Source organism: Solimicrobium silvestre (genome assembly GCF_002976435.1).
Taxonomy (GTDB): Bacteria; Pseudomonadota; Gammaproteobacteria; order Burkholderiales; family Burkholderiaceae_D; genus Solimicrobium; species Solimicrobium silvestre.
The window spans coordinates 138,080-149,497 of sequence record NZ_PUGF01000013.1 but is presented as its reverse complement, the minus strand read 5'-3'; the positions used below and the strand labels follow the sequence as shown (position 1 = coordinate 149,497).

Sequence of the window (11,418 nt, the reverse complement as noted above, 5' to 3'; positions counted from 1 at the left end):
TTCATCGTGCGTCAGCAGCTCATACAAAAGTAGCTGCGCTAAAGACCGAATGTATGGCTGCAATCGACTATGTCATGACATTATTTGCAAATTGTACTTGCAAGCGGGAGGCGTCCATGTATGGGCTGGAGCTTTATCAGCCCAACACTCAACAGTAAAAAACGCAAAACACTAAATTACTTGGCGACTTATGTATTCAATGATTGTCATGATTAAGTAAAGAATGTTGGGCTGCGCTAGCCCAACGAGTTGGCCAAATCAACGTTAAACGCCAAATGCGCGAGCCCATACGCTAACCGTGCATAAACGACTCCTCAATCGAATTAAAGCTTTTGCCTGATGGTTGTCATTAACAGATAACATTCAAAAGTTAATTTCAGTTAGTTGAAGCGTTAACTCAATCTCATTGCCTTCCAAATAATTCTTGATTTTTGACGTCAGGGCAATTCAGCGCCAGGAAGCAGCGCATTTTCAACTTTGATTACTGGGCAATTCACAATAATGCGCAACGCTTTGATGCGGATTAAGCCACTGTCTTGTGCCTCAAGGACTTCCTTCTCTGAGTGCAGCTCGTGAGGAGTTTTTCCTGGTTGCCAATACACAGCATATAGCTGCCATAACGGACTATATTCGCGGTTGCTGTTAGCTCCGCCTAACGGTTGTGGTATAGACGGAAGCACGCTTCCCTGATCGAAATTCATAAACTTGTAAATCCGGTCTATCGAAAGCGGTGTTCCGGGTACAGGAGGATCGGGCGGTAACGCGTTGGCAAGCGACGGTACAAAGTTTGCGTTGCCCCCTGTTGCCATTGCGTGGTCCGACATATCCGTTGTGACATACCACACGCGTTTTCCTTCAAACCATCCTGGCACCAACGGCAGTTTGATGAATTTTTCCGACGATATCTGGCTTGGCGAACTGGCACAGCCGGTGATAAGTAAGGTGGATACTATCCATGCAGAAGCAAGTCTGCTGGCGTTGCGATTTGCGATCATTGAAATACTCCAGTCTGCGTGAAATTAGGGGCACCGCGATCCACTTCATGGGCCAGATGCTTTGTTGAAATAGCCTATAAAGCAAGCCATAAGTTATCCCAATCTTCTGGTTGAAACTTGCCTTCTCGTTTGAATTTTAGTTGTGCTTTACTATCCAGTACAAAATGAGTTGGCTTGACACTGATATTTCCAAAATTGTCCTTATGGCCTGCTGCATTTCGCCATACGGTCGGAAATCGCTGATCCTTGGGGTATGCTTGCGTCGTCAGCTCGTTGTAATCGTCAAGATCTTTCTTGTTGGTGTCCAAATTAACACCAAGCAGCATGAATTTCTTTTTCCGGTTATTGAAATAGAATTCGCGCATCAGTTTCAAATCGTCAGTGCAGACATCGCAGTCATAGGTGAAAAAGCTGACCAGAACGGTCAGACCCGAAAAGTCTCTCAGGTCGAGTCTCTTCCCGCTAATCTCTGTTCCCTGCAGTACAAACGGCGCTGGCGCTGTATCTGCCAATGAAAGTCCTGACGACATCGATAAACCAACCATCAAGCCAGATTGAATAAAGTTTCTGCGTAACATATGCTATTCCCTTTAATATTCCACCATGTCGTGCTGCCAGACTAAGTGGACGGTTTTGACCGACAGACCTCTCATCCATATTAATCTGATGTTTCGCTAAGTCCAGAGGAATCTGACATCGCCCCCAAATGCGTAAGCGATTGCTCGTATCTATGGACTCCACCCGATTTTTACCTTGCAAATCGGATGGAGTCCATAGATACGAGCTGAAGATCCTTTGGGAGAAATTCCTTAGTGGGCACACATCTAGCGTTCAGAGCGAAATGTTGATTGCCAGTTGTATCCCCAGCTACGACCAATGATTAAAATGTTGCTAGTATTTAATTTTTAAATTATTGTCTTTTCCTTGTGTATGGCCGGAATGTGAAGATCAAGAGCCGGTCAGCATATTTTGGCGAATGCTCGGAATCGGAGGCACGGAGCAACCAGTCAATAGAATTTCGAAATTTGATTTTTCAAGAATTTAAATAAAATGGAATTGGAAACCAGAATGCCTACAAATAATCCGCAGTTATCGACCCCAAAGGACCTCTTTCGTGCTCTCACCCAAGTTTGGGTGAGCGACACTGCAAGTCCACCGGATTCATTGTCACCGCAATCCCCCGCTAAAAACCATTGCAGCGTGACATCACTGATTGTCCAAGACTACTTTGGCGGAGAAATACTTTCCACCAAAACATCAGGCGGAACACATTTCTACAACAGGATAAACGGAATTAAATGGGATCTAACTGTTAGTCAGTTCGGCGAGCCTGAACCATACGACGATATGCTATCGTCACGTGTCTTAGCATTGCGGGACACGTCGGATCATAAATACAATCTTCTGACGACCCGATTGAAAGAGTGTGCAGGAAAAATACGGTCTACGAGCTATCCGGACAGTTGAGGAAGTTCTTGAAACCGACCATTGCAGGTTGGGCTGGAGCTTCATCAGCCCAACACTCAACAGTAAAAAACGCAAAACACCAAATTACTTGGTGGCTTATGTATTCAATGATCGTCATTATTAATTAAAGAAGGTTGGGCTGGCGAAGCTCCAGCCCAATCCGCCGGGAATTCGAAATTCATATCATGATGATCGATAGCGACTCACTTTTAAGTCAATCCCATCACTTAGTTCCTAACAATTAGGCAGGTTAACTTGAAACGCGCATTATTCATTTGCACTCAAAACAGGCTACGTAGTCCAACGGCGGAGCAAATCTTTTCATCGTGGCCAGACGTAGAGACCGATTCTGCTGGTCTCGGCAACGATGCCAACGTTTCGCTTTCACCGGAGCAGTTAGCTTGGGCGAATATAATATTTGTGATGGAGAAGCCTCATAGGAGTAAGCTTTCCGCTAAATTTAGATCCTATCTCAATGGTAAGCGTGTAATCTGTTTGGAAATCCCTGATGAATACGAATATATGCAACCTGAGCTAATTAGGCTTCTTGAAGCAAAAGCTGGCAAATTTTTACGTTAAGATTAACTTGCAGCTCGCGTAGCTTGTAATAAAGCCTAATCCGTCAATCATCGATAAATATAATTAAGAAGCATTTAAGCTAATTAACTGTTTGGTGTATTACGCTTATTCGCTAATAGATCCTACGATTGCAAGTCATTACGGGTTACGAGTTAGGGTCATAGATCATATCGTTAAAATTTTTTAATAAATCAAATAATAAATTGAATGAAATATCAAAATCACAGGGAGATAATTTAAATGGAAATGGACCGTTTTAAGAGCATGGTGACGCGCCTTGAGCAAGAGAGTGCTGCTACGCCGACGCGATATCGGTTGAAAGTAATAATGCTTACGTTAGTCGGATTCGGAATTCTTGCTCTTATACTGGCAGCAGTCGGTTTGGGTTTAGTTCTCGTAGTAGGTTTTGCTGCCGCCATGGTATTTACGGGGGGTGCGGCGCTCATTCTTTTATTAAAGCTTGGAAAGCTTTTGATTCTTCTTGCATTACCATTTTGGTTCACATTGAAGTCTTCTGTGCAGGCATTGTTCATCCGTATGCCAGCACCAACTGGCCGTGAAATCAATCGAACCGAAGCACCTCAATTGTTTGCTGCGTTAGACAATATGCGCAGCCAGATGGATGGGCCTCGGGTTCACCATGTTTTGCTTATTAATGATGTTAATGCGGCTGTTGTTCAGCGACCGGCATTGGGACTCTTTGGTTGGCCGCGGAATTACCTATTGTTAGGGTTACCGCTTCTAGAATATATGACTCCCGATGAGGCTTTGGCAGTCGTTGCGCATGAATACGGGCATTTAGCAGGATCTCATGGGCGCTTTTCTGCTTTTATTTATCGTTTGCGTCATACATGGTCGACAGTAGAAGCCTATATTTCACACTTTCAAGGTTGGTTGAGTCGCCTGATTTCGCCAATGGTGCGGTGGTATGCATCCTATTTCAATGCCTATACATTTGTTTTGGCGCGTGCTGACGAGTATCGAGCTGACGCAGCATCTGCCGAGCTTGTCGGCTCGCATAACGCTACCCGTGCACTCAAGCGTGTAAATATCATCGCGCCAAGATTTCGTCAGTATTTGGAAAATACGTTCAAACAGGTGAATGAGAACTCCACACCACCCAACGATTTATTGCAGCGGTGGGCTTCTTCGACATCGATAGCGCCGGAAGAGACTCAGATGGTTCGCTGGCTGGAAGATGCGTTGGACAAGGAAGGGCACTTTGCCGATACTCATCCTACATTACGTAAGCGTCTTGTAAGTATTGCAAACAAGGAGGAGGAACTGCTTACCTTGCCGCCAACTATATTAGAGGAGCCTGCGAGTAGCGTTTGGTTTGCTCAGTCACTGGAATCACTGAGGATAGAGCTGCAAGAACAATGGGCTAAACAAGTCGCTCCGTCTTGGGGGACTCGTCATATTGAAATCCATAAACAGCAGATGCGATTGCAAGAATTGCAAAGCATGCCGCATCGTGATACTGAGCGCCAGTTTGAAATGCTGAATCTCTTAATGCGTCTGGAACCAGAGACAGACATTCGTACCGCGTGGGCAGATTTTAATGCCGCCAATACTAATCATGCGCTTGGCTTGTATTTTGAAGGGATTGCACGACTCAATAAAGGTGAGCAGGAAGGCTTGGCGCTTCTGGATCTCTCGATGCAACTTGACCCACAAGCGACTAAACCAGCTTGCGAACGCGCTTACTCTTTTCTCGTAGAACGCAAGAGCGTTGATATGGCCGAGAGTTATGCTGTGCGCTGGCGAGAACGAGATGCACTTGAAAAAAAGGTTGCTTGATATAGGCTACGTGGGCTAACTTCAATAGAGATGTCCATATGAATTTAAGTAAGTTTTGACATTTTGAATCGATTGGAATAATTGTCATCCTTGTAGTCGCAATATTAGGTTCACTTTTTTGTGATGCGAAGGCTGCAGTAATTGAGGCCAGCAAGGATCAGAACTTTGCAAATATGCTGGCATCTCTAGAGTTGTTGGAAGAGATTCAATTAAGATCGGGATTGCAAGTCAGAGTATTTCGGTCATCTGACTTAGGTGAATGTGATCCAGGAACTGAGGCAAAATCTTGTCCGAAATCTCAACTTTATATCGTCAGAAGTGTCGTCACTGAAGGGCCTGCAAATAATACTTTATGGACATCGGCAAGATTTACTCAGTGGAAATTGGCGGGAAGATTATCTGAGGAAGCAGTCAATCTTCAAAATAAGCAGGAAGAGTATTTTGGTGCGGTTTCGTTTGAGTTAAGTGCATGTAGGGCCCCTGAAAATGTCGAATGAAGACCCTCGAAAAGGAGGTTGGTGGATTGTAACCAGGTACAGTGTGCGTGTATCTAACGATGGACTAACTGTCACTGAGATTCCATCGAATGGCAAGCAACAGAATTGTGAGTTGTATTGAAATAAGGTATTTAAAGAGTAAGCTGTAATAACTTGCAATCGGGTGTATTACGCTTTTGGCTAATACACGGTTGCAAGTTATTCCACATTACAGGTTACGAGTTAATAACTATCGAAAGGTGAGACATTTGACTTTGCTTAGCCTATCTCGCGGATTCAATGCCGGTTTACAGATTCGGCCACGTTGGCCTGCTCGGCAGGTGCAAATAGATTCACAGGTTCTGAGTAAGCTCCAGACAATCCAAGCAAAATTACCTGCTGAGATTGGTCTGATACTGACGCGCGGCTACGAACGACGAGCATCCAGTCTTGGTTTTACGCGTATTCATTTTCGCGCACTAGGCGTCAGATTGTTTTGCTTACTTTATCCGGGTAGGCGTACTGAAATAATGGATATCTTTGGCAGCAATGGGCACGATATCGATGGCACGCACGTCGACGTTTCGTTTCTTATCAATGGACGCCGCATGCGGATGTTGCCGCTAGGGGTATTTACGCCGCTTTTCTGGCAGCAGCACCGCACGAGGAAATGCGCGGTGAGCCTTGCACAGATTCAAGCTGCCCTGAGAGAAGAAGGCTTTCAGATTCATCGCAATGCTACCGAAAGTTTGCAGATTCACTGCGACTATATTTTGTAGCCAACGTGGTAAGGCGTACAAGCTAATTCATAGCTTGTAATACACCCTGCGATTGCAAGTCATTTCAGATTACAGGTTACGAGTTTGATCAACGCGGCTGCACCAGATCTAGCCGGGTGTTAATTGAGAGGTGAGTCTACTGATTTATTTATAGCTTCCTGATGAGGCAAAAAAAAAGACCAATGCAGGTATAGGCGAAAACACTCATCCAAAATGCTCCCGAATCTTCCCTTCTCGAGTAGTCTGTATTTCTCAATGAGAAATGGCCGCTATATATGGCATGTGCAGCGAAAGATATCATTGAAATACCGAAAATTACAGTGGCATGATGAAAGATCATGGCATAGATCCCAATACATAACGCCACACAGTTCACGATGAACCACGGTTTTTCAAAAGGTTTAGGTAATTGACTACTCATATTGTCGGTTCCTTGCTGTTCAAGATTTTAGTCTCAAGAGTCGAATTCTAATCTCAAGTCTCTAGAACTCAAACGGTAGTTCAGCGCTGATTTAACCATTGAATTTGGCAAAACTACTTGGGTCATCCTACCGTCGCGAGCCGCCAGTTAAGCAAATTTTATTTTAAAAATTCTTGAATAGGATTAAATAAAATCCGATACCACCTATCCGTCCACCATAGAATAACGTTGGCCTACGCATCCATTAAACGGGCGCTTTCCCATTTTTAAATGACCATGCTGGCCATGCATGTTTACAAACGGCAACCGTCATGTAGTATCTGAACGGAAAAAGACGGAAAGGGGACGGTTGCGTAGATCTTTGTTTTTAGAATTGAGAAATCGAAGCTGTATATTTTCAAGATTTTAACCGCACACCACTTTCAGAGGATACTCATGACAAACAAAGTTTTGTTGATTCCCGCGCCGACAGCGGCAATTCGTGCGTCGGGATTGTCGCACATTGATTTCGCCGATGGTTATTCCGGTCAGGCAGATCGAACCTACGTCGACGCCGCACAAGCAGCGCGCGCCGCCTTCGCCGATCCGCCACACATGGCCAGATGTCTGATGACCTTGCGTAACAGAATCGTGGCTCCGTTCGGACTAAGGGCCAGTATTGACTTTAGCGATCGCGGGCTGGGGAAGATTGACGTGTTTCCGATTATTTCAAATACGGGCGCTGAAGTCGTCGTTGGTGGTGACGACAAGCATCTGGATTTTCGGATCTGGATAAGTATTAAACCGAGTCTGAAGGGATCAGAAGTGACGATTTCAACCTTGGTTAAAATTAACAGTCTCTTTGGAAGAATCTACTTGTGTACCATCATGCCGTTTCATAAGCTCTTATCTCGCATGATGCTACAACGAGCAGTTAATCGGCGCGACAACGTGTCCTCGGAAGCCAGGTAGGTTACCCGGCAATTTGAACAGTTGAATAAACAGGTCAATCATCGATGAGATCAATGTTTCTAGCATCGCTATGCCTAATTGTATTCGTCCCATTTAATGCGGCGATAGCTCAAAACGATCAAACTGGATCGACGGTAAATAGCGGAAATAACTCCCAGAATCAAGCTTCAATTAAGCGGGAATCCCCCTTTTCTTTTACACCTGACGAGATGCAGGACAAGTTGATGCAGGTGCTAAAAATACCGGCTAAGGAATTATCCAAAGAGAAAGTGGAAGCTATTTTCGGCATAAAAATGGGTAATCCAGGCGAAGTGGGGCCTGAATCGCTCCATGAGGAGTCCACCCATCAACGGAAAAAAAGTAGATGGTACAAGTCTTACATACAGGTAGGAGTTGATTGGTCTTTTTCATTGGGAATTACAGTCGGGCCAAACAGTACAGGTTTTGGGTTTAGATGGTGGAATCTAAAAAACTCGTCTAATCCATTTGCCCTTCCGATGTGCATTGATTTGCAAAAAATTTCGGAAGCTATTGAACACACAAATATGGGATGGGAATTGTTCCATGATCCGCATGGAACCCGTCACGCTAATCTCAGTCGGCTCTTTACCAGGAGTGCAAAACGGTTTGATACTGTGAACGTTGAGTATGTGGATGGAGCAAATTGCATGTCTGCTTTTGATTTTGATATTAATACGCAAGGAAACTAGTCTGCGTAGTCTGTAAAACAACGAGATTGAGCGTTTCAATGAATTTGCCTTGCTTGGGATAGCCCATGTTTGTTCAGGCCTCACAAAATTTTTTGCTTCAATGGCTAGTGGACTTGCTTCGCTAGCCATTTCTCGTGACAAAACAAGAGCACGAGTGGCGATAGCTGCAAGTAGGGGCACAAAGTTGTGGGGTAATTCCAGCATACCAACTAGATATTTGCAGGATTTCGGTGGAGCAAGCGGAGTCAAAAAAATAAAATTGGCAAATAATAAAAATAAACTAAGCATTTGATTTAATACGGAATTTTATGTTTTTTTCACAAAGCGGGATTCAACCCGCTCGCTACGCCAAGTGCAATTCGAGCCTTGATCATTAATCGATTTGGAATAGACTAATAAGGTGCTGGCTTTTTGCCGCCTGTTCGGAAATTAACGCGTAATCCGGATTGGCTAATAATGTGGCCGGTTGGTGGAATAGCAGACGGGTTTCCCTGTTAAAAATAGCAAGTATCTGGCAACTCTAATAAAGAATTTATTAGGAGCTCTGCCATGGACCATCAAGCCCTGAAACTATTAGCTTGAATTAGATTAAGCATGTTCCGCTTTTCAATGTAACGCCGCATCGTTTTGTGCTTAGATATTGGAAGGGGAGACGGCATCATCATGCTGATTCAGTCCATACGTCGACTCATCATCGCGCCGCAGAGTGAACTCGGGGATATTGCGCAATGGCGTAATTATGTCCTGTCTACGATCTTACTTGTGGTCCTGATACTCGGGACTATCGTGGCTGTGCCCAGTGCACTTGCCGCCTTGTTCGACAAACGTCCCGCGATCGCGATATCTGATGCATTGGCGGTGGCTTGGTTGTTCGCCCTTTGGCACAGTCGGCGGCTTAGCTACCGAGCTCGTGCCTGGAATTTTTGCGCCCTGATTTACTTGATTGGGCTGTCGCTACTATTTTCGGTAGGGCCTGCGAGTGAAATCTATCTGATGGCTTTCCCCGTGATGGTTGCTCTGCTGCTTGGATTGCGACCCGCCTTGTTTGGAATTGCCCTGAATGCTTTTACGCTTTTGTGCGTTGGTTACTTGTTTAACGCCGACTTAAATATTCAAGGGTTTGAAGCACACCCATTGCTGCGCTGGACTATCATCACGATCAATTTCACCTTGATTAATTCACTGATTACGATCGCAACGGTGATGTTGCTGCATGGGCTGGATAAATCGCTGGAAAAAAGCCATGACGGCGAGGCACTATACCGCGCGACTTTCGAAAATGCACCGATCGGCGTTGCTCGCTTGGGTTTGGACGGTCACTGGCTGCAAGTCAATCAGAAGCTTTGCGACATCACCGGTTATGGCCGGCAAGAACTGCTTGGATTGGCTTTTCAGGACATCACGCACCCTCTTGACGTGGCGGCCGACATTGCCGGGCTCGAGGCGCTAAATCATGGGGAAATTAAGAGCTTCGACCGCGAGAAACGTTACGTCCGCAAAGACGGTAGCCACATTTTTGTTCATGTTCATAGCTCGGTGGTTCGCAATGCCGCAGGCATCGCCAGATACGTGATCTCCGTCGCAACCGACATCACCGAACGCAGGGTCGCAGAAAGCAAAATCCACACCCTGGCCTTCTATGATGTATTGACGCAGTTGCCGAACCGGCGGCTGCTGGTAGATCGGCTTGGTCATGCGTTGGCGGGGTGTAAGCGCAGCCGTCGACAAGGTGCGATTATGTTTATCGACATGGATAATTTCAAGACACTGAATGACATTCATGGACATGATGTCGGCGATCGTTTGCTGGTCGAAGTGGCGCGGCGGCTCCAATCCTCGGTACGACAAGGCGACACCGTGGCACGTTTGGGCGGTGACGATTTCGTGGTAATGGTGGAAGATCTGTTACCCGATACGCTGGCAGCTTCTCAAGCAGAAACCGTGGCGCAAAAGATTCTTACTGTGCTCAATGAGCCGTTCAACCTGGAACTGAAAATGGGAGCGGACCGGCATAAATCGATCGAATACCATTGCTCTGCGAGCATAGGCATCAGCTTGTTCGGGGAATACGAAGATATGGTTGATGAGCTGCTGAAGCAGGCGGATCTTGCGGTTTATCAGGCCAAGGACTCCGGGCGCAACACGGTTCGGTTTTTTGATCGTGACATGCAGGCCAAGGTCGCAGCTCGTGCCACATTGACTGAAGATTTGCGCGAGGCAGTCAGTGCGGAACAATTTATGATCTATTACCAAGCGCAGGTGCAGGAAGATGGATGTGTGACCGGAGTAGAAGCGTTGGTGCGATGGCGGCATCCGCAGCGTGGCGTGGTGTCTCCCGCCGAATTTATTCCGCTTGCTGAAGAGACTGGGCTAATCGTGCCGCTAGGGCAATGGGTGCTACAAACCGCTTGCGTCCAACTGGCCGACTGGGCCGCAGTTTCAGAAACGGCTCATTTGAGCATCGCCGTCAATGTCAGCGCAAGGCAATTCGCGCAGCACCATTTTGTCGATGAAGTGTTGACGGTGCTGGAAAGCTCGGGTGCTAATCCGCAGCGCCTGAAGTTGGAGTTGACGGAGAGCTTATTGATCATGAATGTTGACGAAGTGATTGAGAAAATGTCAGCGTTAAAGGCGCGCGGTGTGTGCTTTTCGTTGGACGATTTCGGCACTGGCTATTCTTCGCTATCCTACTTGAAACGTCTGCCTCTGGATCAACTGAAAATCGATCAGTCGTTCGTCCGCGATGTGCTAAGTGATCCCAACGATGCCGCCATCGCAAAAACCATCATCGCTCTCGGCAAAAGTCTCGGTCTTGGCGTCATCGCCGAAGGCGTCGAAACTTCCGCGCAACGTGATTTTCTGGCGAGCTGCGGATGCCATGCTTATCAGGGTTATCTTTACGGACGCCCGATGCCAATCCAGGAATTTAAGTCATTTCACATTACAGATTAAGAGTTGTTCAGGGGGATTTAGAATTAAAATGGCAAATATCGGCACGTAGTCGATGATCAGGTTAAGACCAAAATTTGCATATTTAAAAGGAGTCGACAGTGAAAAAAATCGGAATTCCCATTGTGTTTTCAGCCCTGCTTCTAAGCCTGTCGGGCCCATCCTGGTCCTCTGATGTGACAGGTGAATCTGCGTCTGCCGAGACAGCCGGACACATCACTGGCGTTGGCGGCGTGTTCTTTAAGGCGAAGGATCCGAAGGCCCTGGCTACGTGGTATCGCGATGTGCTTG

General features: G+C 46.2%; 10 protein-coding genes. 8 read left to right on the top strand and 2 right to left on the bottom strand.

The window, feature by feature from the left end; all coding sequences use genetic code 11:
• Positions 1-437: 437 nt before the first annotated feature.
• Complete coding sequence (locus S2091_RS14460) at positions 438-995, bottom strand: DUF7482 domain-containing protein (protein WP_105532646.1); 558 nt, start codon at positions 993-995, stop codon at positions 438-440.
• 74 nt (positions 996-1,069) lie between these two features.
• Positions 1,070-1,573 carry a peroxiredoxin family protein gene (locus S2091_RS14455; protein WP_105532645.1) on the bottom strand — a complete coding sequence of 168 codons (504 nt, stop codon included), beginning with the start codon at positions 1,571-1,573 and terminating at the stop codon, positions 1,070-1,072.
• Positions 1,574-2,045: 472 nt separating this feature from the next.
• Here S2091_RS14455 and S2091_RS24810 point away from each other — a divergent pair, with 472 nt between their 5' ends.
• From S2091_RS24810 to S2091_RS14415, 8 genes are all read left to right on the top strand, one after another.
• Positions 2,046-2,462, top strand: coding sequence for a YunG family protein (locus tag S2091_RS24810; protein ID WP_423828242.1), 417 nt, complete (start codon positions 2,046-2,048; stop codon positions 2,460-2,462).
• A gap of 255 nt (positions 2,463-2,717) precedes the next feature.
• A complete protein-coding gene (locus S2091_RS14445; RefSeq protein ID WP_105532643.1) occupies positions 2,718-3,041 on the top strand; it encodes a low molecular weight protein tyrosine phosphatase family protein in 324 nt (107 codons plus the stop codon).
• Positions 3,042-3,281: 240 nt separating this feature from the next.
• Positions 3,282-4,841, top strand: a complete 1,560-nt coding sequence (locus tag S2091_RS14440) for a M48 family metallopeptidase (protein WP_105532642.1) — start codon at positions 3,282-3,284, stop codon at positions 4,839-4,841.
• A 173-nt stretch (positions 4,842-5,014) separates the two neighbouring features.
• Positions 5,015-5,338 (top strand): hypothetical protein, encoded by a 324-nt coding sequence (locus S2091_RS14435; protein WP_105532641.1) that lies wholly within the window; start codon positions 5,015-5,017, stop codon positions 5,336-5,338.
• A gap of 509 nt (positions 5,339-5,847) precedes the next feature.
• Positions 5,848-6,096, top strand: a complete 249-nt coding sequence (locus tag S2091_RS24510; RefSeq protein ID WP_243405432.1) for a hypothetical protein — start codon at positions 5,848-5,850, stop codon at positions 6,094-6,096.
• An 856-nt stretch (positions 6,097-6,952) separates the two neighbouring features.
• The gene (locus S2091_RS14425; RefSeq protein WP_105532640.1) at positions 6,953-7,468 is read left to right on the top strand and encodes a DUF2867 domain-containing protein; all 516 of its coding nucleotides are present in this window, start codon (positions 6,953-6,955) and stop codon (positions 7,466-7,468) included.
• 53 nt (positions 7,469-7,521) lie between these two features.
• Positions 7,522-8,178, top strand: a complete 657-nt coding sequence (locus S2091_RS14420; RefSeq protein WP_105532639.1) for a hypothetical protein — start codon at positions 7,522-7,524, stop codon at positions 8,176-8,178.
• Positions 8,179-8,841: 663 nt separating this feature from the next.
• Positions 8,842-11,130 (top strand): putative bifunctional diguanylate cyclase/phosphodiesterase, encoded by a 2,289-nt coding sequence (locus S2091_RS14415; RefSeq protein ID WP_105532638.1) that lies wholly within the window; start codon positions 8,842-8,844, stop codon positions 11,128-11,130.
• The last annotated feature ends 288 nt before the right edge of the window (positions 11,131-11,418 follow it).

What these genes read in the sequence shown, in the direction of transcription:
- S2091_RS14460 (WP_105532646.1), bottom strand. Translation starts at nt 995, where the DNA reads ATGATCGCAAATCGCAACGCCAGCAGACTTGCTTCTGCATGGATAGTA.
- S2091_RS14455 (WP_105532645.1), bottom strand. Translation starts at nt 1,573, where the DNA reads ATGTTACGCAGAAACTTTATTCAATCTGGCTTGATGGTTGGTTTATCG.
- S2091_RS24810 (WP_423828242.1), top strand. Translation starts at nt 2,046, where the DNA reads ATGGAATTGGAAACCAGAATGCCTACAAATAATCCGCAGTTATCGACC.
- S2091_RS14440 (WP_105532642.1), top strand. Translation starts at nt 3,282, where the DNA reads ATGGAAATGGACCGTTTTAAGAGCATGGTGACGCGCCTTGAGCAAGAG.
- S2091_RS14435 (WP_105532641.1), top strand. Translation starts at nt 5,015, where the DNA reads ATGCTGGCATCTCTAGAGTTGTTGGAAGAGATTCAATTAAGATCGGGA.
- S2091_RS24510 (WP_243405432.1), top strand. Translation starts at nt 5,848, where the DNA reads ATGGATATCTTTGGCAGCAATGGGCACGATATCGATGGCACGCACGTC.
- S2091_RS14425 (WP_105532640.1), top strand. Translation starts at nt 6,953, where the DNA reads ATGACAAACAAAGTTTTGTTGATTCCCGCGCCGACAGCGGCAATTCGT.
- S2091_RS14420 (WP_105532639.1), top strand. Translation starts at nt 7,522, where the DNA reads ATGTTTCTAGCATCGCTATGCCTAATTGTATTCGTCCCATTTAATGCG.
- S2091_RS14415 (WP_105532638.1), top strand. Translation starts at nt 8,842, where the DNA reads ATGCTGATTCAGTCCATACGTCGACTCATCATCGCGCCGCAGAGTGAA.